The organism is Nanohaloarchaea archaeon SW_7_43_1, assembly GCA_003009795.1.
GTDB lineage: Archaea > Nanohalarchaeota > Nanosalinia > Nanosalinales > Nanosalinaceae > SW-4-43-9.
Map to the genome: position 1 here is coordinate 387,023 of PXPE01000001.1, position 16,977 is coordinate 403,999.

The 16,977-nt window shown below is 40.9% G+C and carries 22 protein-coding genes and 1 pseudogene; 12 read left to right on the top strand and 11 right to left on the bottom strand.

Going from position 1 to position 16,977, the window contains the following annotated elements:
* The first annotated feature begins 66 nt into the window (after positions 1–66).
* Positions 67–282 (top strand): antitoxin, encoded by a 216-nt coding sequence (locus tag BRC29_02225; protein ID PSG98924.1) that lies wholly within the window; start codon positions 67–69, stop codon positions 280–282.
* Positions 279–656, top strand: coding sequence for a hypothetical protein (locus BRC29_02230; GenBank protein ID PSG98925.1), 378 nt, complete (start codon positions 279–281; stop codon positions 654–656). Before BRC29_02225 ends, BRC29_02230 begins: the two co-directional genes overlap by 4 nt.
* 459 nt (positions 657–1,115) lie before the next feature.
* On the opposite strand, the gene BRC29_02235 is transcribed toward BRC29_02230, so the two are convergent.
* Positions 1,116–1,370, bottom strand: a complete 255-nt coding sequence (locus tag BRC29_02235; protein PSG98926.1) for a hypothetical protein — start codon at positions 1,368–1,370, stop codon at positions 1,116–1,118.
* Positions 1,371–1,474: 104 nt separating this feature from the next.
* Here BRC29_02235 and BRC29_02240 point away from each other — a divergent pair, with 104 nt between their 5' ends.
* From BRC29_02240 to BRC29_02260, 5 genes are all read left to right on the top strand, one after another.
* Positions 1,475–1,735, top strand: coding sequence for a hypothetical protein (locus BRC29_02240; protein PSG98927.1), 261 nt, complete (start codon positions 1,475–1,477; stop codon positions 1,733–1,735).
* Positions 1,732–2,145 carry a DNA-binding protein gene (locus BRC29_02245; GenBank protein ID PSG98928.1) on the top strand — a complete coding sequence of 138 codons (414 nt, stop codon included), beginning with the start codon at positions 1,732–1,734 and terminating at the stop codon, positions 2,143–2,145. Before BRC29_02240 ends, BRC29_02245 begins: the two co-directional genes overlap by 4 nt.
* Before the next feature lie 32 nt (positions 2,146–2,177).
* Complete coding sequence (locus BRC29_02250; protein ID PSG98929.1) at positions 2,178–2,384, top strand: twin-arginine translocase TatA/TatE family subunit; 207 nt, start codon at positions 2,178–2,180, stop codon at positions 2,382–2,384.
* Positions 2,377–3,069, top strand: coding sequence for a twin-arginine translocase subunit TatC (tatC, locus tag BRC29_02255; protein ID PSG98930.1), 693 nt, complete (start codon positions 2,377–2,379; stop codon positions 3,067–3,069). The genes BRC29_02250 and tatC overlap by 8 nt, the downstream gene beginning before the upstream one ends.
* 167 nt (positions 3,070–3,236) lie before the next feature.
* Positions 3,237–4,559, top strand: a complete 1,323-nt coding sequence (locus tag BRC29_02260) for an AAA family ATPase (protein PSG98931.1) — start codon at positions 3,237–3,239, stop codon at positions 4,557–4,559.
* 66 nt (positions 4,560–4,625) lie between these two features.
* Here BRC29_02260 and BRC29_02265 read toward each other — a convergent pair whose 3' ends face one another.
* Both BRC29_02265 and BRC29_02270 read right to left on the bottom strand, forming a co-directional pair.
* Positions 4,626–4,994, bottom strand: coding sequence for a hypothetical protein (locus BRC29_02265; GenBank protein ID PSG98932.1), 369 nt, complete (start codon positions 4,992–4,994; stop codon positions 4,626–4,628).
* Entirely contained in the window at positions 4,984–5,205 is a 222-nt protein-coding gene (locus BRC29_02270; protein PSG98933.1) for a hypothetical protein, read from the bottom strand. The genes BRC29_02265 and BRC29_02270 overlap by 11 nt, the downstream gene beginning before the upstream one ends.
* Before the next feature lie 126 nt (positions 5,206–5,331).
* Between BRC29_02270 and BRC29_02275 the strand changes: the two genes are divergently transcribed.
* Both BRC29_02275 and BRC29_02280 read left to right on the top strand, forming a co-directional pair.
* Entirely contained in the window at positions 5,332–5,616 is a 285-nt protein-coding gene (locus tag BRC29_02275; protein ID PSG98934.1) for a hypothetical protein, read from the top strand.
* A gap of 154 nt (positions 5,617–5,770) precedes the next feature.
* Positions 5,771–6,025, top strand: a pseudogene (locus BRC29_02280) (nucleotidyltransferase domain-containing protein).
* Here BRC29_02280 and BRC29_02285 read toward each other — a convergent pair.
* The gene (locus tag BRC29_02285; protein PSG98935.1) at positions 5,966–6,205 is read right to left on the bottom strand and encodes a hypothetical protein; all 240 of its coding nucleotides are present in this window, start codon (positions 6,203–6,205) and stop codon (positions 5,966–5,968) included. The pseudogene BRC29_02280 and the gene BRC29_02285 sit on opposite strands and share 60 nt — an antisense overlap.
* A gap of 123 nt (positions 6,206–6,328) precedes the next feature.
* Between BRC29_02285 and BRC29_02290 the strand changes: the two genes are divergently transcribed.
* Positions 6,329–7,645 carry a ribonuclease J gene (locus tag BRC29_02290; protein ID PSG98936.1) on the top strand — a complete coding sequence of 439 codons (1,317 nt, stop codon included), beginning with the start codon at positions 6,329–6,331 and terminating at the stop codon, positions 7,643–7,645.
* Here BRC29_02290 and BRC29_02295 read toward each other — a convergent pair.
* Genes BRC29_02295 through BRC29_02305 form a run of 3 tightly spaced genes read right to left on the bottom strand, consistent with a single transcriptional unit; the run spans position 7,642 to position 8,719 of the window.
* The gene (locus tag BRC29_02295; protein ID PSG98937.1) at positions 7,642–8,004 is read right to left on the bottom strand and encodes a hypothetical protein; all 363 of its coding nucleotides are present in this window, start codon (positions 8,002–8,004) and stop codon (positions 7,642–7,644) included. The genes BRC29_02290 and BRC29_02295 overlap by 4 nt on opposite strands.
* On the bottom strand, positions 7,970–8,206 hold the full coding sequence (locus BRC29_02300; GenBank protein ID PSG98938.1) for a hypothetical protein: 237 nt from the start codon (positions 8,204–8,206) through the stop codon (positions 7,970–7,972). The genes BRC29_02295 and BRC29_02300 overlap by 35 nt, the downstream gene beginning before the upstream one ends.
* Positions 8,207–8,245: 39 nt before the next feature.
* The gene (locus tag BRC29_02305; GenBank protein PSG98939.1) at positions 8,246–8,719 is read right to left on the bottom strand and encodes a hypothetical protein; all 474 of its coding nucleotides are present in this window, start codon (positions 8,717–8,719) and stop codon (positions 8,246–8,248) included.
* Positions 8,720–8,830: 111 nt separating this feature from the next.
* Between BRC29_02305 and uvdE the strand changes: the two genes are divergently transcribed.
* Positions 8,831–9,727, top strand: coding sequence for a UV DNA damage repair endonuclease UvsE (uvdE, locus tag BRC29_02310; GenBank protein PSG98940.1), 897 nt, complete (start codon positions 8,831–8,833; stop codon positions 9,725–9,727).
* A 25-nt stretch (positions 9,728–9,752) separates the two neighbouring features.
* Here the strand turns inward: uvdE and BRC29_02315 are convergent, their stop codons facing one another.
* Positions 9,753–10,073 carry a hypothetical protein gene (locus tag BRC29_02315; GenBank protein PSG98941.1) on the bottom strand — a complete coding sequence of 107 codons (321 nt, stop codon included), beginning with the start codon at positions 10,071–10,073 and terminating at the stop codon, positions 9,753–9,755.
* 152 nt (positions 10,074–10,225) lie between these two features.
* Between BRC29_02315 and BRC29_02320 the strand changes: the two genes are divergently transcribed.
* Positions 10,226–11,581 carry a deoxyribodipyrimidine photo-lyase gene (locus BRC29_02320; GenBank protein PSG98942.1) on the top strand — a complete coding sequence of 452 codons (1,356 nt, stop codon included), beginning with the start codon at positions 10,226–10,228 and terminating at the stop codon, positions 11,579–11,581.
* Between the two features lie 61 nt (positions 11,582–11,642).
* Here BRC29_02320 and BRC29_02325 read toward each other — a convergent pair whose 3' ends face one another.
* The 3 genes from BRC29_02325 to BRC29_02335 are packed head-to-tail and all read right to left on the bottom strand — an operon-like array spanning position 11,643 to position 16,913.
* Positions 11,643–12,326 (bottom strand): hypothetical protein, encoded by a 684-nt coding sequence (locus BRC29_02325; protein PSG98943.1) that lies wholly within the window; start codon positions 12,324–12,326, stop codon positions 11,643–11,645.
* Positions 12,327–12,383: 57 nt separating this feature from the next.
* Positions 12,384–14,075, bottom strand: a complete 1,692-nt coding sequence (gene uvrC, locus BRC29_02330; protein PSG98944.1) for an excinuclease ABC subunit C — start codon at positions 14,073–14,075, stop codon at positions 12,384–12,386.
* Positions 14,076–14,078: 3 nt separating this feature from the next.
* The gene (locus tag BRC29_02335; GenBank protein PSG98945.1) at positions 14,079–16,913 is read right to left on the bottom strand and encodes an excinuclease ABC subunit UvrA; all 2,835 of its coding nucleotides are present in this window, start codon (positions 16,911–16,913) and stop codon (positions 14,079–14,081) included.
* Positions 16,914–16,977 lie beyond the last annotated feature (64 nt).

Below are 16,977 nucleotides of genomic sequence, written 5' to 3' on the forward strand. Positions count from 1 at the left end.
GGATGTTTGGGATAGGTGGGAATAATTATCCAAAGGTTTTTATTCTTGTGGGTGTACTTGTGGATTATGAGTAAGAATATCACGATTTCAAATGATGCGTATCACTTTTTGAAGAAGATTAAAGGCGATGAGAAAAGTTTTTCAGACGTAATTCTTTCGTTGAAAGGGAAAAGAGCTGATGTTATGAAGTATGCTGGATCTATGGAAGAAGCGGATTTGCAAAGCGTTGAGGATGTCAGGGAAGATATGAGAGATGACTGGAATGAAAGGGAGATAGCATGATTGGCGTTGATACTTCATTCCTGATTGACTTTTTCAACGGTGAAGAAGATGCCGTTAAACGGATGGAGGAACATAAGGATGTCGTCCATATCTCCGAGAACGTGGTCTACGAGTTTATGTGCGGCAACTTAGACAATAATGAGGTTGAAAAATTTCTAGGTTTCGTATCTCATTTTCCGACTGTGAGTTTTGACAGGGATTCGGCCATAAGGTCTTCGGAGATTCTCAGAAATCAGAAAAGAAACGGCACAAGGATATCACATCCTGATACCATGATAGCTGGATCATATCTAGGCCATGAGGTAAGCAAAATTGTCACAGGGAATACAAGTGATTTTGAAAATATTCAGGATCTAGAAGTATTGGAGTACTGATGTATAGTTAGAATTTTTCCTGTATTTCAAGGTTTCTGTAACGGATGTTTACAGCAAATTTTGTTTAAATTTGGCTCTTAAGGTAACAGATTATTTCAGATAGTGTCTTTCTCTGAACCCGTACTGAATACATTGATAGTGCATGTACTCCTATCTCTACCTTGAATACATGCTTGAGGTACTGCTCCAGCTCGGGTTCGGAAGCGCCAACCACTTATTTACCCGGGGATCGGTGAGTCCCACCGATGTAGGACTCAGGTATTGCCGTAAAGAGTTGGTCTAATTCCTAACAAGAAAATTCCCCTACTATTTGCCGAACGCATTATGCATTTAACCCTACTAAATTATCGATAGGTATTCAAGTTCTTCCCCCCACTCGCATTAGCGTATTCAGAGAGGTATGCTGGTGTAGGCAGCGAACTCACCGAATAGCTGAAATCAGGACGTCAGTGTCTGGTACTATTCTCTTGCCCATTCTACTGCATCATCAATTTCGTCCCGACTGACTTCTTTATCATTTAAACGGTCTTGAACCTTCTCGCTTAATCTTTCATACTCTCCTTGAATGTCCAGGTTGACCCTCTTAAACATCATACCGTCTTCCATTGATATGGCGATAAATCGGTCCGAAGGTTTGAAACCTGTTTCTTCCCGTATTTCTTTAGGAACCACCAACTGTTCCTTCGGTGACATTTTCACAACTTCATCGTTCATGACAGTAAAACAATTAAACAGTTAAACTCTCAAATCTTGCTCAAGCCCGGAAACGCCAGTGACCTACATAAACACTTAAAAATGTGTCTACACATATTATTTTCATGGCCAACGTTACCGTTACAGTACCAGAAGATTTCAAGGAGAGAATGTCTGAGCACCAGGAAATCAATTGGAGCGAAGTAGCCCGTGATGCATTCGAACAAAAAATTGTCGATCTCGAAACCATCGAACGTCTGAAAGACTTCGAAGTAATGGACGAAATAGCGGAAGGCAGCGATCTCACGGAAGAAGAAGCAGCTGAGATAGCAGAAAAGATCAACGAAGATATGAGAAAAGATTTCCTCGGTGACCGAAAGGAGTGAAACTGGTTGCTGACTCAAATATACTGATCTCAGCGTTCATTTCCGATTCAACAACCCGTCAACTAGTCAAAGACCTCGAAGCCGAAATATATGCGCCAGACAAACTCAAAGAAGAAGTCGGTAAATACGACGATCTAATCCAAAATAAATCCAATCTCACCGAACGGGAACTGGAGCATCTTAAAAACCGTTTATTTGACCACGTCAACTTCATTGAGACAGAGCGTCTCGAGCCTTACCAAGGCAAAGCATCAGAAACAATTGGAAATATCGATCCTGATGACGCAATATTTATAGCCGCAGCATTAGCCATCAATGCCACAATTTGGAGTGACGACACCGACCTTCAACAACAAGACCAAGTACCAATCCTAACCACTACAGAACTCCTGGACCTACTAGAACGCTAAACTTATTAACTTACCAAACCGTAGTATTGTATATGGCTTTCCTTGGACCACCGGAAATTTTACTTGTTGTGACTGCTTTAGTTGCTTTAGTTCTTGGACCTAAGAAGCTTCCTAAACTGGCTCGTTCGTTAGGTGAGTCGAAGAAAGAGTTTAAGAAGTCGATGAAGGAGGCTGATGAGGTTCATGAGGAAATTAATGAATCTGCGGAAGAAGTGACTGAAGTAGATAATAATGAATAAGCAGCCTGTTGAGCAACACCTGATTGAACTGAAGAAAAGGTTGAGAAACTCTTTGTTAGCCTTAGCCGTTGCTACAGTCGCCGGCTTTATGTATTCCCCAACTATTCTTGGATGGCTTCAAAAGGATCTATCACTCAGCCTTCACGCATTAACCGCCTATGAAGTTTTTTACACCAGGATCAGTATTGCCTTACTTTCCGGACTTGTAATAGCGCTTCCATTCATTGCTTTACAATTGTTGAAGTTTGCTCAACCCGGTTTAAAGCCGAGAGAGTACAGGGTGGTAAGAAACTATCTTCCTTTCTCCCTGATTCTTTTCTCTGTCGGAGCTGTTTTCTCCTACCATTTTGTTGTTAAATCGGCTCTAAGCTTTTTCTCGACGATGACCCGGACATCCGATGTTACAGCGGTTTGGGGGCTTCAAAACACGATTGGTTTTGCAGTCAAGCTTTCAGCCTTCACCGGTTTAATGTTCCAGCTCCCGGTTATCTCAGTTGTACTTGCCAGCGCCGGCATCATCGATAAAGAGATGATGGTAGAACACCGAGGCTATTTCGTGGTAGCTATTCTCTTACTTTCAGCAGTCGCCACTCCACCCGATATAATTACACAGATCCTCGTCACATTACCTGTTCTGGGGCTTTACCAGGTCAGTATCTGGCTGATAGGGAGATACGAGCATTAACTCTTACTATCAGACCATACATTCTTGATCCGCAACTTCATTAGAAACTTGTCTGAACTTTTGATATCTCAGAAATTGCAGAGATATGTTAGGAAAAAAACTGGAAAAGTTATCAATCCGTTTTGTTGGGAAGTAAATATTTAAAGATTATTTCCTTATGTAGAAGTATGGATCAGAGTGTTGTCTCACAGTATCTACGTGACTTTCAGGAAAGAAGTTTACCTGAGCTTACGGACAGAGAGCTTGAAGTGGCCGATACAGACAAAATTTTGACCATTTACGGTTCCCGGAGGAGTGGTAAGACCTTCTACTTGTTCCAGATAATGAAAGAATTGATGGAAAACGGTGTTGATAAGAATAGGATTTTATACCTAAACTTTGAGGATACCAAGTTATCTGATCTGGATTACAAGGATATTGAAGAGATTTTGAAGCTTCACTGGGAGATATATCCGGATACAAGTGACGGTGAAATGCATATTTTCTTAGATGAGATTCAGACCGTAGAGAACTGGGAGAAGGCTGTGAGAACTCTTCATGACAGAGGTTTTGAAAATATTTATGTTACAGGCTCTTCGGCAACGCTTCTAAGCAAGGAAATAGCTACAGAGCTGAGAGGCCGTACTCTTTCATACTTGATGCTGTCGTATTCTTTCAGAGAGTTCTTGAAGCAGAAAGGTTTCCCAGTTGAGAACTATCCACAGCTCAGCTCCAGAGAAGAAGCCAGGATTAAGAACCTTCTAGAAGAGTATCTCGAGTGGGGAGGATTTCCTGAAGTGGTGAAGGAGGAAAATGAGAATGTAAAGACCCAGATTCTTCAGGAATACCGTCAACTGACGCTGTATAAGGATCTTGTGGAACGGCATAATGTAAAGAATGAGAAAGTACTGGATACACTTTTCAAGCATCTTTACTCGTCTTTCTCAGCTCCTTTCAGTCCTCACAACTTTTACAATACCCTCAAATCTCAAGGAATCAAAGTGGGGAAGGAAACCGTTTACAACTATACTCACTACATGGAGGAGACTGTAGGAGTGTTTATGTTGGATAGATGGCATCCCTCCGCTAAAACCAGAGAAATGAGCCAGAAAAAAGCTTACCTACCGGATACAGGTTTTGGAAATCTCTACACAGCTTTTTCCGATAAGAAAAGCCAGTTACTGGAAAACATGGTGTTCATGCATCTGAAAAGACGGCAAAACACTTACCCAGGTGAAGAAATCTATTGCTGGAAAAATGACACCCAAGAAGAACTGGATTTTCTTTTAAAGCAGAAAGACGAAGTAAAATCTTTGATACAGGTAAGTCACAGCATGGAAAACGATCAAATACGAGAAAGAGAGCTCCGGGCACTGAAAAAAGCAAATAAATCATTGGAATGCTCCGATCTCAGGATTATAACCTGGGATACCGAACAAGAATTACAGGCCAACGGAGAGACAGTTCAGGTTACACCTGTCTGGAAATGGATGATGGAAAACAATCTATAGATTACCTAATTCAAACGAATCATATCTTCAACACAGAAATTTAGTCTAGAGTATCAATTGAGTATTTTACTTGACATATTCGACTTCCTCCTTATCCTCAAACTTTTGGTCGCCCGTAAGGAACTTGAGATTGTTCTTCCCTGCAAGAGTGTAACCCATGCAGTCAACGTAAGAAAGCTGTTGTTCCTTGTTTTCGAATTTGATGTTCGCCGCCGCCATCAGATCTTCCTCTCTAGTCTCGATAAGATTATAGTTTAGTTTGTTCAGGACTTCTTCAGCTTTATTCCTATCATACTGTCTCAGTAGATAATAGCTAAATTCATAAATGTTGTATAGCGAAGTTATAATCGGTTCTCCATGATATTTTCTATAGTTCTCCTTACCTTCCACCATTTTTATTATAGCGTATGTATCAAAGAAATAGTCAGCGTTCATGGTGCTTCCTCAATTCATCTTTAGCTTCTTGGGCATCTAAATCCCAGTCCGATAAGATTCCAAAAACTTCATCATCCGGCCTCTTAAGCTTCTTAATATCCACTATAACAGTATCATTTGGCTCTATTTCTTCCTCTTCTACAGCTTTTTTCGGAATCCTGACGCCTATTGAGTTACCCCATTTCTTTGCCTCAGTCTCGATCTCAGTCATGTATAATTATGTATAACTAGGATTTAAGTAGTTTTCCAATGTCCACGTGAACCGAGTCAAAAGCGCCTGATAGCCATAAATGCTGGCGGGGCAAATGACTTAATCTTTTGACATCATCAAACTTCCATGAATCTTACAGAATCCGATAAAAAGGCTATCAAACGGATGTTAAGCCGAGAAGAAGCAGCACAGGTATCGGTTTTCGGTTCCTATGCTAGAGGAGAAGCTGATACTGACAGCGATATTGATATACTGGTTGAGTTCTTGGATGAAAAAAGCCTGATGGAAATCTCCAGGATTGAGCGAGAGCTCTCTGAAGAGCTTGGTACGGATGTTGATCTTGTGACCGAGAAAGCACTTCATCCATTGATAGCTGAACGGATAGAGACGCAGGAGCTCCTGATAGCTTGAAAAACCGTAATCTAGTTTATTGACTTCTTTTTTACGCCCATAGTTACGAATTATAAAAGACTGCTAGCCTAGCTTAGTTCCATGAGCAATATAAAAGCTGGAAAGGTATTTAGGGAGAATGAATCTGAGATAAGGAAAATAATTTGAACAGGATGAGGATGTAGAAACAGCTTATGTTTTTGGATCTGTAGCGACCGGGAAAGATACTGACAGAAGTGATATAGATATTGCAGTCTATCTAGAAGAAAGTTTTGAGTCCGAAAAGGTTTTTGATAAGAAGATCAGTATTCTCAATAATCTAGCTAAAATACTAGGTGAGGAAACGGATTTAGTAATTTTGAATTCTGCCTCATTTCTTCTCAAGTACAATGTGATTTCTGAAGGAAAGATCATTTATTCCAGTTCTTAAACCAGAAAAGCAGAGATAGAATCCAGGATGTTGAGAGAATACTTGGATTGGAGTTTCTATGAAGACAGACATGCTGATTATAGGCTTAAGAAGTTTGCTTAAGAGGGTTTGGCGTGAAAAAGAGAGATTGAATCCAAGCTGAAGAAACTGGAGGAGAATGTCAACAAGCTCAAGGTACATTCTGATATAAAGCAAGAGAAACTGGAAAACGATAGACGACTTTGATTCTGAAAGCGATCTGCCTGTTAATTAGTTTATAAAGCTCATCTTCGATTTTAGTAACATTAGAACGTGATAAACACTATGAAAATACACACTTTAGGCGGCTATGAAGAAGTTGGCCGGAATATGACAGCAGTTGAAGTCGATGGCGAAGCAGTTATCTTCGACATGGGCTATGAGATGGAGGAAGTAATTAATGCGGATGGAGAAGTAAACGAGATGACAACCAACCAGACACTTGAAACCGGGGCAATCCCCAAAGACGAGGTTCTATACGAAAGTGATGCAGATGTACGTGCTATCGTAATCGGGCACGGACACATGGACCACGTCGGAGCAATTCCAAAGCTTGCTGGTGCATACGACTGTCCGATTCTTTGTACGCCTTATACAAAAAAGATTGTTGATAAACAGATAGAAGACGATAGAAAAAATATTCAAAACCCTGTAATAGCAGTAGAGAAAGGAGACGAATACGAAATCTCCGATGCATTGGATCTGGAGTTCATCCACGTCAACCACTCAATTCCCCAAGCAACCCTGAGCTGGTTGAAAACTCCGGAAGGAGGAGTAATTTACGGTAATGACATGAAGATTGATCGTTCACCTGTAATAGAAGAAACAACTGATATAGAGAAGATGAGAACTGCAGGAGAAGAAGGAATCGAACTTATGATACCGGGAACCACAAGAGTTGAAGATGAAGGAAGATGCAGATCGGAAGAATCCGTCGAAGTAGAGCTTAGAGACGTTCTTGACTCATGTTACGATGCAGGCGGAGCAGTAATCCTTTCCACATTCTCATCCCAGATCTCACGGCTGAACACTGTCCTAGATGCTAACGATGGGAGAAGAAAAGTTGCTTTCGTCGGAAGATCGTTGAGAGAGTATACAGAGGCGGCTGAAGATCTCGGCCTTATAGATCTCTCAGATGTAGAGGTTGTCTCCTATTTCGATGAATGTGAAGAGGTAATGGATAAAGTTGAGGGAGCGAGAGAAGAATGGCTTGTTGTTGCGACAGGAAACCAAGGGGAACCCGGTGCACAGATGGATAAGATTGCTTCCCAAACCTATCCATTCAAGTTCAGAGAAGGCGATCATGTAATCTTTTCCTCACAGGTTATCCCGACACCTCTCACACAGGCAAACAGGTACAGCCTGGAAAAGAAGATGAAGAGTCAGGGAGTAAGGCTCTACAAAGATGTTCATACATCTGGTCACGCCAAAAAAGAAGATCACAGAGACTTCATACAGATGCTTGATCCCAGCAACATTGTTCCATCACACGGAACAGTCCAGAAGCTAGGAAGCTATGTAGAACTTGCCAGGGAAGAAGGATACACTCTGGAAGAAGATGTCTTCATCAGCGAGAACGGTAGAACAATCGAGATCAACTAGCGGTAATATTCCGCTTCTACTTCTTTTATCTTTTTGAAATCTTTATCTCTCGTGATTAATGTCATTTCTCGATTGATTACTTGTCCGGCAATCAAATGATCGATTTCACCAATTCTCTTACCGTTTACATTCAGGTTCCTCCATGTCTTAGCTGCTTCTCTTACATCTTCAGGACTCAGATTGAGTATTTTATCAGTGAAATCAGATTCGTATTTGGGAAACTTGTTTAGTTCATATATTACAGGTGCTCCGGTAAATAAATTATCTATATTTTCTAACATATGATCTGCTTTTTCATCAGCGTTGAATAGATCTATGATGAAGCTAGTGTCTGCGTAATAATTTTTCACGGTTCTCATCCTCCTCGGCTACTTTTCTCATCTCCTTAAGTTCCTCAAAACTCGCATCTATACCATCGCCGACAATTTTCTCAAAATCTCGTTTACCACTTTCCTTTTCAGTCAACTCCAGAACTACATCCGAAAAGCTCTTGTCCCCTGTTTTTAGAGCCTTCAGTCTTTCATAGGCCTCATCTTTCAAAGATATAGTTTTTGATCCCATAGTCTGTGTACATATACCAATATTTATACTTCTTCTGGCTCATTTAGTAGAGAATTTCACAGTATCGCCAGATTCAATATTATTTCTATCAGTATAATTTTGATTGACCTCGATGACGTATTGTGCGGGAGCATCGCTTTGATATCGTCTAAGTTCGGAGTCGGCCGCATCCGGTTCAGGGTATGCTTTCTCAATGTTGATTATCCTTTTTTCAGAATCTAGAAAGACTATATCTAGCGGTATCAGGGTGTTTTTCATCCAGAAAGATCTTTTCTCAGACTTATCATAGACAAAAATCATTCCATGATTTTCATCTAGCTCCTCCCGTAACATCAATCCTTCTCTCTTCTCCGTATCACTAACAGCGGTTTCGTAACTTATTGTGGCCAGCTCCTCACCTGAATCATCAACGAATGTTGCGGTAGACGGTTGCTGGAACAAGCCATAACTTAACAATGCCCCGCCGACAATGAGGATCAGTCCAGCGGCAAGGTTTCGGGTTCGATCGTCCATGCCAAAAAGTTGACTGTGGAATATAAAGAGGTTGTTGTGAGATTTGCTTCCAATTTGAATTAACCGCTATACATTAGACATTTTGATAATATCTGACATCAGAATTTAATTATGGATAACTTAGGCTATGCTGATAGAAATATGCATCTCCGTGATGAAGGCATAAGGGTAAACAGGGGCATGCAGAAAAAAACATTCAATGAAAAAGGCCTGGATTATGTAGCGAAACTGGGCGAACAGAATTGTAGGGATCTGGAAAAAATTGTGAAATGGAAAAATGAAAATGATATCAATTTCTACCGGATAACCTCTGAATTTCTCCCGTGGCATAATAAGTATGAATTCAAGAAGCTCCCGAATCATGCTGAAATTGATGAACTCCTGGATAGGATAGGTTCCTTAGCACAGGAAAACAATCAAAGGCTGACATTTCATCCCGGACACTTCGTAAAATTAGCTAGTCCAACAGAAAGAGTCGCTCAAAAGGCTATAGACGAACTAGATTTCCATGGAAAAGTCTTAGACATCATGGGTGCGGAAAAAACCACCTATAATTCTATTAACATACATATCGGCGCCCATTACCAAGATAAGGAAGAGACCGCAAAGAGGTTCTGTAAAAACTACAGAAAGCTTTCAAAATCAGCCCAGGAAAGACTAACGGTGGAAAATGATGACAAAGAATCCCTCTGGAGTGTATCAGAGTTGATAGAATCAGTCCATGATGAGATCGGGATACCGGTAGTGTATGATAGATTACATCACCGATTTTCTGGAAGAAATCTAACTCATGAAGAGGCTTTGAAAAATTCTGTTGAGACCTGGGATCAAAAACCGATTATGCATTACAGTGAATCAAGAGATGAACACGGAAAAGAAGACTCAAGGCCTCAGAGCCATTCAGATGACATCAAAGGACCGATAAAGACTTTCGGACAAAAAATTTATGTTATGATAGAGGCCAAAAACAAGGAAAAGGCCTTACTGAATTACAGAAATAAACCTTAACTCTAAATTAATACTCGACACTATGTTATGCTTCGCCTCTATATTCCAGGCTTTTTTCGTTTAATTCTTCGATGAATCTCTGTCCTTCCTGTTCTATCTTTTTCGAGACCTCGATTGCTTGGATAAGTTGTTCTCTACTCATCTGTTTGTAAGCCGGTTTATCTGCCTGCTTATCCAAGTAATTATACCAGCAGTCTCCGAATACAGTATCTAATATTACTCTCTGGAAACAATGATCGTAGACAATAACCCATCCGTTTTCTTTCGCTCGTCTGGGTAGTATTCTTTCCGTCAAGTTAAGATATATTTCTCTCAGCCTTTCCATATCAGCGCCGCCTAGATCCATTACAATTAAGCTAATCTATTTCACCATTATTAACTTGAAATCTTCCTGACGAGAATTTGAAGGGAAACGCCTTCAGTTTTCTTTCAGCCAGAACTTAGCCGGTAAACGGATTTCTATCTGGTTGATTTAAATCTTGTAACCGATCAAATATTATGAATATATTCCTTCATAGAAACGACCTCAGAATCCATGATAACAGGCCTCTAAGAGCTGCCTCAAAATCTTCTGAAACAGTACCAGTTTATATTGATGATCCTCGGATCGAAAACAAAAATGGAGTGAACAAGAGAGCTTTCAGGGAAAGAGGTCTTGAGAAATTAGCGGAGAAATACGAGGAAAGAGGTTCAGGCCTGATAATCAAACAGGGCAAGACAAAGAATGAGCTAGAAGGTCTGGTAGACGAGTTTGACGCGGAAAAAGTTTATTACGGCAGGACATACACTCCTACGGGAAGGGAGATAGGAAAAGAAATTGAGGCACTAAATGTCGAGTCTCAAGGTATGCAGAATAATCTCTTGGTTGAGCCCCGACAGCTCTCGAAGGAATATGATACTTTCTCGCCTTTCTACAGGGAATGGAAGAAGGTGAAAAAGGCCTCGCTAGCAGAGAAACCAGAAAACCTTGCAGATGTGAAAAGTGAGGTACCTGATTTTGATACGGAGGCTCGAGCAGATATTCCGGAGGCCGGGGAGGATGCAGCTCTGGAGAAATGGGAAGATTTTAGGGACAAGAGGATGAGTAATTACAAGGACAAGAGAGATGATGTTGCAAATCCTGAGTATGTCTCAAAACTTTCCATGTACTATAGCTCCGGAATGTTGGGGAAGAGAAAAGTATTATCTGATATAGAAAATAAAATTAACCGCGAAGATAATTCCCACCATATCAAAAATTATGCGAAGTATAGGAACGAGATCGCCTGGGGAGAGTTCTTCTACCAGGTTCTTTACCGCAATCCTCAAGCCGTAACTGAAAATTACAGGGATATTCCAAAGAAAATTGAATGGAAAAACAAATCCGATGAACTTCAGGCCTGGAAGAAAGGAGAAACCGGTGTTCCATTCGTAGATGCGGGTATGAGACAGTTGGTCAAAAAAGGTTACATGCACAATCGTTTAAGACAGAATGTCGCATCATTTCTGACAAAACATCTGATGATTGACTGGCGTGAAGGAGCCAGATTCTTCAGGAAGCATCTAGTAGATCACAATACTCCGTCTAACAACGGTGGCTGGCAATGGTCAGCATCAACCGGAACAGATTCAGTCTCTATAAGAATATTCAATCCAGTAAAACAAGGGAGGCAGTACGATTCACACGCAGAATACATCAAACGCTGGGTTCCAGAGCTCAGAGAACTTAATCCAGATTCCATCCATAACTGGGTGGAAATGGGGCAGAAAGAGAGAAATGAATACGATACAGATTATCCAGATCCTATCATAAATTTCAACCAGAGATACCACATGGGAAAGGCTATGTTTGAGAAAGCTCTAGGCTATGAATAACCTTCTAGAGTTGGGTAAGCTAAAACTCTGCTGTCGCCTTTGAGAGTTTTTTGCGATCGTTTTAGCCTTTTTCTGGTCTTATGAGTACTGTGTTTCTGTAGATGTTTTTCCCGTCTTCTTTTCCTATAATTTTGTAGCTCTTTGAAGTCCTGACTTCAAATTTTTTCTTTGTGCTATTGATAACTTTCTGGCTCATGTGTTCAGTAGATAATAGGTAGTTGTATCCGCCTTCTACATCTTTTTTCTTAACTAAGAAATCATCAAAGTTTTTTTCTTCCAAGTTTTGACATCTGTCCATGATATGATCGGATATTCTATCTATACTGTCTCCTCTCAGCTGTATCTTTGATTTGGTGAATGCGCCTTCAAATCCTTTACATTCCCTACAGATATCTTCTTTTAGAACTAACTCTATGCTTCCAGATTGTTCTAAATCATTCTTTGATACCTGATAATCGATAAGCAATTTGTCTTCATTTCTCGATACTTCAAACTCTATCTTTTCTGAGCTATTCGTGTGATCTGCAAAATATTTCTCACATATCTCCCTGTCAGTAAATCTTCCGTATAACTTCCCCTCTTCAAACAACCTGTCACAGTTCTCACAGATTGTTAAACTATCTTTATCCGGTAAATCAAGTAATTTATTGGAGTTAGTATAGCAGTTACCACATAATTTCACATTATCGCCGTAAAGGATCTTGGCTTCATCTCCGCATGATGGACAGAATTTGCTTAACTTCATACACTAATTTTTTGAAATAATATTTTTGTGCTATTCCATATGCATGTGTTTTAGGATTTAATCTAATGATTGGATAATTTTTTCAGCCAGTTTAGGCCCAATCCCATTCAGTTCCTCTAGCTCTGAGACATCCATCTCACGGAGTTCATCCAGATCAAAGTTCTTCATCAGGTACTTCCTTCTCTCAGGGCCTAGACCGTCAATTTCTTCTAGTACTGGATTGATTCTCTGTCTCCTCTTTTTATGATATTTTTTAGCGAATCTATGTGATTCATCTCTCATCTGAGAGAGAATGTTATTTGCCCCATCCGTTAAATCAGGGTTCCTATGCAAACCTATGATCTTATCATCTGGTTTTACAATTCCTAGGACCGATACTGAAAGATTCTGTTCTCTAATTGCCTTCGCGGCCGCTTTTAACTGTCCTTTTCCACCATCAATCAATATAAGATCCGGTACAGGTCTTTCATCCCTGCCTTTTACTTCTCTCTTTGCACGCCATTTCACCAGCTCATACATGTTGTTGTAATCATCGTTTTTCTCCTCTAATTTCTTTCTCCGGTAATCGCTTTTAACCGGTTCATCATCTTCAAACACTACATTAGATCCTACGACTTCTTTTCCTCCGGTATGGCTGACATCGAAACACTCCATTCTTTCTAGTTCGATTCCAAGTTCATCGCCCAGTTTGGCCATTTTAGAATCCCTCAATTTCTCCGCTGCATTCTGAGCAGAATCCATCAATATTCTTTCTCTGCCGTCCTCAGGCCTTGAAAACTCTACACCCTCATCTTCCAGCCATGAAACAATCTCTCTGTCCTCAATATTGACCTCTACAATAAGTTTTTCCGGTAGGGAATCCGAGGCATAGAACTGTTTGATGAATGCCTCTAGGGCTTCAACTTTGTCTTCTGCGAGTTCATTTAAGCTGTAGAATCTCTTATCCTGTATAGTATTTTCCTCTAGTACAACTAGGCCTATTCTATCAAAGTCATTGTTAGATGCGATAACATGTTTGATTCCTGAATCCCTGATTTTTTCATTTCCTCTCAGGTTCTTGACATCCTCAATGTAATCCCTTAAGGTCCCGGCTCTTTCAAATTTTTTCTCCTCTGAAGCCTCTTCCATGCGGGATTTAATTTCATCGACAAATTCCCCAGAATTCTTTCGGAAAAGATCAAGTGCCTTCTCCAAGTTCTCCTCATACTCCTGTTCAGATACTTTGTCGGCATAAGGCGCTGAGCATAGACCCATCTGATAATCTAGACATGGATCTCCCTCTGATTCTCTTCTCTTGCATTTGGGTGAACAGATACCGTGGATATCTCTCAAGGCCTTGATCACATTTTCAACTCTTCCCATCTCGGTGAAAGGTCCGAAGACCGTTGCCTCATCTTCAGGATCTCTTGTAGGTTCTATAGATGGATACTGTTCGTCTTTGAATTGTATTACTGGATATGATTTCGAATCCTTTAATCTAATGTTGTATCTGGGCTGAAACCTTTTGATCAAGTTAGCTTCTAGAAGCAGTGCTTCTTTCTCATCCTCTGTAACCCTGTGATCGATTGAATCAGCTCTCTCGACCATGTTTCCAATTTGGACGGTTCTTGGATCAGTATAAGATCTGAGACGTTCTCTGATGTTGACCGCCTTGCCGATATAGATTGGTACCTCGTCTTCTCTGAAGATATAGACTCCAGGTTCCTCAGGCTTTTCTGCAATTTTCTCAGAGAGTTTTTCTTTTTTCATGGTTTAGATCATGTTTTCCAAATATTTTCCGGTATATGATTCTGGGTTTTTGGCGACTTCCTCAGGTGTACCCTCTGCGACAATTTTACCTCCGTTTTCTCCACCTTCAGGCCCCAGATCGATCATGTGATCTACTGATTTGATTAACTCCAGTTCATGTTCGATTAAAAGCACGGAGTTACCGTTGTCCACGAGTCTGTGAAGGACCTCGATTAGCTTTCTTTCGTCCTCCCAGTGAAGGCCTGTAGTAGGCTCATCCAGTAGATAAAGAACATCATCATTTCTGATCTTGCCTAGTTCCTCGCTTAACTTGACTCTTTGTGCTTCACCGCCAGATAGTGTTGTCGATGGCTGACCTAGTTCCATGTAACCAAGTCCTACATCTTTCAGGAGCTTCAAACGTTTCTTGATTCTTCTATCATGTTGGAAAAAGTCATAGGCCTCTTCTACCTCCATACCAAGGACTTCGGAGATATTTTTCCCGCGGTATTTTACTTCTAGAGTCTCTTTGTTGTATCTATTTCCGTTACATTTTTCACATTCTACGTAGACATCGGAGAGAAAGTTCATATCGATTTTGACGGTGCCTTGGCCTTTACATTTCTCACATCTTCCGCCTTTCACATTGAAGGAAAACCTTCCTTTTTCATAACCTCTCTTTTTCGATAGCTTGGTCTCTGCGAAGAGCTCTCTGATGTAATCGAATACTCCTGTATAAGTTCCGGGATTCGATCTGGGAGTTTTTCCTATTGGGGACTGATCTATCATCCTCACAGATTCAACTTGTTCTGTTCCCTCTATATCATCGTGTTCTCCAACTTTCACTGTTTGATTGTCGTTTAATTCCTTGGTTAACTGGTTGTACAGGATATCATGCATGAAAGTGGATTTTCCTGATCCTGAAAGACCTGTGATCGCTGTCAGAGTGTTCAGAGGCACTTCTATATCAATATTCTCCAGGTTGTGTTCACGGGCTCCTTTCACTGTCAGAGATTTTTCAACGTTTCTTCTCTCATCGGGTACAGGAATTTTTCTCTCTCCTGACAGAAAATCACCGGTGACTGATTCCGAAGCCTTCTCTACCATCTCTTGTGTTCCCTGAGCCACTATTTCCCCACCTCTCTTACCAGGTCCAGGACCTAAATCAACTATGTTGTCAGCCCGTTTGATTGTGTTCCAGTCGTGTTCGACCACCAGTAAAGTGTTTCCAAGATCTCTAAGATTTTCCAGTGTATTAATCAGTTTCTCATTGTCATGTCTGTGAAGACCTATTGATGGTTCATCCAAAACATATAGTACACCTGTAAGACCTGAACCTATCTGGGTTGCCAGACGGATTCTCTGTGCCTCACCTCCTGAAAGCGTAGATGCTTCACGATCCAATGTCAGGTAGTTAAGACCGACCTGTTTCAGGAATCCAAGTCTTTCACGAATCTCTTTGATAATCTCTGAACCGATTTCTCTTTCCCTCTCAGTCAATTCCTTTTCAATAAATTCGAAGATCTCATAGGCTTCATCAATATTTGATTTATTGATCTCCTCTAATTGGATACCGTTTACCTCGACATTTCTTGATTGTTCCGAGAGCCTTGATCCATCACATACAGGACACTTTGATTCACTCATGAACTCTCTAAGCCTTTCACGGGTACTTTCACTTGAGGTTTCATGGAACCTGCGGTTGATATGTTCCATAACTCCTTCAAATTCTTTTTCCCGCAATCCATGTCCTCGCATCTTTTCCACTGTATAGTAGATAGGTTCATCTGGACCATGAAGAATCGCTTCCTGTATATCCCTATCTAAATCTTCGAAAGATGTCTCTTCGCTGACATTAAAATGATTGGCGAAGGCGGTGATGGCTTTCCTGTAATAATCCTTGCCGAAGTCCCATGGTGCTAAAGCATTTTTCAAAGGCTCGGATTTATCCGGTACGACCAGGTCCTCATCCGCTGCCTCGGATTTTCCGAGACCATCACATTCATCACATGCTCCCAGAGGAGAGTTAAATGAAAAGCTTCTCTGTTCCAGTTCCATGAACTCTCTATCGTTCCCTGGCTCAGAGAAACCCTCTGAAAACCGCAGAACCTCTTTATCATCGATTTCCTCAGTATCGATTGTTTCATCTTCAATATTGTTTATTTCGACCCAGATCTCTCCCCCTGATTCCTCCAGCGCTGATTCTACAGCCTCAAAGATACGGGATCTTGAATCCTCTGAGGCCTTCAATCGATCAATAACTATCTCGAATTCTTCTCCCGGTTCAGGATCATCTAGTGTTATATCGTATTCTTTATCGGTATTTACTCTTGAGAATCCTCTGTCTCTGAGGTCCTCTAGTCTGCTCTCAAAGTCTTCAGTTTTCACCGGTGCAAGTATCTTAATCTTGAGGCCTTCTGGCAGTTCCAGTACTTCATCAACGATGTCACCTACCGATTTTTTCTCGACCACTTTTCCTGTCTCAGGTGAGTACTGCGTTCCAATCCGTGCATAAAGCAAGCGGAGGTAATCATGTATCTCTGTCACAGTTCCCACTGTAGATCTTGGTGTAGTCCCGGAGGTATTCTGTTCAATGCTGATAGCCGGGGAGAGACCTTCGATCTTCTCGACTTCCGGTTTATCCATCTGATCCAGAAACTTTCTGGCATACGATGAAAGGGATTCCATATAACGTCTCTGACCTTCAGCAAACACCGTACTAAATGCCAACGTGGATTTACCCGAACCTGAAAGACCTGTCACGACATTAAACTCGCCTCTAGGAATATCAATATCAACATTTTTCAGGTTATTTTCCTTTGCTCCTCTTACCTTGATAAATTCATTTTCTGCACTCATGGTATCAAATCTAAATCATAGTTTTGACCAGAAAAGGCCTTATGAAAAAATTGAATTGTTAATC

Excerpts from the sequence above, each read along its gene's own strand:
- BRC29_02260 (PSG98931.1), top strand. The coding sequence starts at position 3,237 with ATGGATCAGAGTGTTGTCTCACAGTATCTACGTGACTTTCAGGAAAGA.
- BRC29_02295 (PSG98937.1), bottom strand. The coding sequence starts at position 8,004 with ATGAGAACCGTGAAAAATTATTACGCAGACACTAGCTTCATCATAGAT.
- BRC29_02270 (PSG98933.1), bottom strand. The coding sequence starts at position 5,205 with ATGACTGAGATCGAGACTGAGGCAAAGAAATGGGGTAACTCAATAGGC.
- uvrC (PSG98944.1), bottom strand. The coding sequence starts at position 14,075 with ATGAAAAAAGAAAAACTCTCTGAGAAAATTGCAGAAAAGCCTGAGGAA.
- BRC29_02290 (PSG98936.1), top strand. The coding sequence starts at position 6,329 with ATGAAAATACACACTTTAGGCGGCTATGAAGAAGTTGGCCGGAATATG.
- BRC29_02305 (PSG98939.1), bottom strand. The coding sequence starts at position 8,719 with ATGGACGATCGAACCCGAAACCTTGCCGCTGGACTGATCCTCATTGTC.
- tatC (PSG98930.1), top strand. The coding sequence starts at position 2,377 with ATGAATAAGCAGCCTGTTGAGCAACACCTGATTGAACTGAAGAAAAGG.
- uvdE (PSG98940.1), top strand. The coding sequence starts at position 8,831 with ATGGATAACTTAGGCTATGCTGATAGAAATATGCATCTCCGTGATGAA.
- BRC29_02235 (PSG98926.1), bottom strand. The coding sequence starts at position 1,370 with ATGAACGATGAAGTTGTGAAAATGTCACCGAAGGAACAGTTGGTGGTT.
- BRC29_02325 (PSG98943.1), bottom strand. The coding sequence starts at position 12,326 with ATGAAGTTAAGCAAATTCTGTCCATCATGCGGAGATGAAGCCAAGATC.
- BRC29_02225 (PSG98924.1), top strand. The coding sequence starts at position 67 with ATGAGTAAGAATATCACGATTTCAAATGATGCGTATCACTTTTTGAAG.
- BRC29_02275 (PSG98934.1), top strand. The coding sequence starts at position 5,332 with ATGAATCTTACAGAATCCGATAAAAAGGCTATCAAACGGATGTTAAGC.
- BRC29_02285 (PSG98935.1), bottom strand. The coding sequence starts at position 6,205 with ATGTACCTTGAGCTTGTTGACATTCTCCTCCAGTTTCTTCAGCTTGGA.
- BRC29_02250 (PSG98929.1), top strand. The coding sequence starts at position 2,178 with ATGGCTTTCCTTGGACCACCGGAAATTTTACTTGTTGTGACTGCTTTA.
- BRC29_02315 (PSG98941.1), bottom strand. The coding sequence starts at position 10,073 with ATGGATCTAGGCGGCGCTGATATGGAAAGGCTGAGAGAAATATATCTT.
- BRC29_02300 (PSG98938.1), bottom strand. The coding sequence starts at position 8,206 with ATGGGATCAAAAACTATATCTTTGAAAGATGAGGCCTATGAAAGACTG.
- BRC29_02240 (PSG98927.1), top strand. The coding sequence starts at position 1,475 with ATGGCCAACGTTACCGTTACAGTACCAGAAGATTTCAAGGAGAGAATG.
- BRC29_02230 (PSG98925.1), top strand. The coding sequence starts at position 279 with ATGATTGGCGTTGATACTTCATTCCTGATTGACTTTTTCAACGGTGAA.
- BRC29_02335 (PSG98945.1), bottom strand. The coding sequence starts at position 16,913 with ATGAGTGCAGAAAATGAATTTATCAAGGTAAGAGGAGCAAAGGAAAAT.
- BRC29_02320 (PSG98942.1), top strand. The coding sequence starts at position 10,226 with ATGAATATATTCCTTCATAGAAACGACCTCAGAATCCATGATAACAGG.
- BRC29_02265 (PSG98932.1), bottom strand. The coding sequence starts at position 4,994 with ATGAACGCTGACTATTTCTTTGATACATACGCTATAATAAAAATGGTG.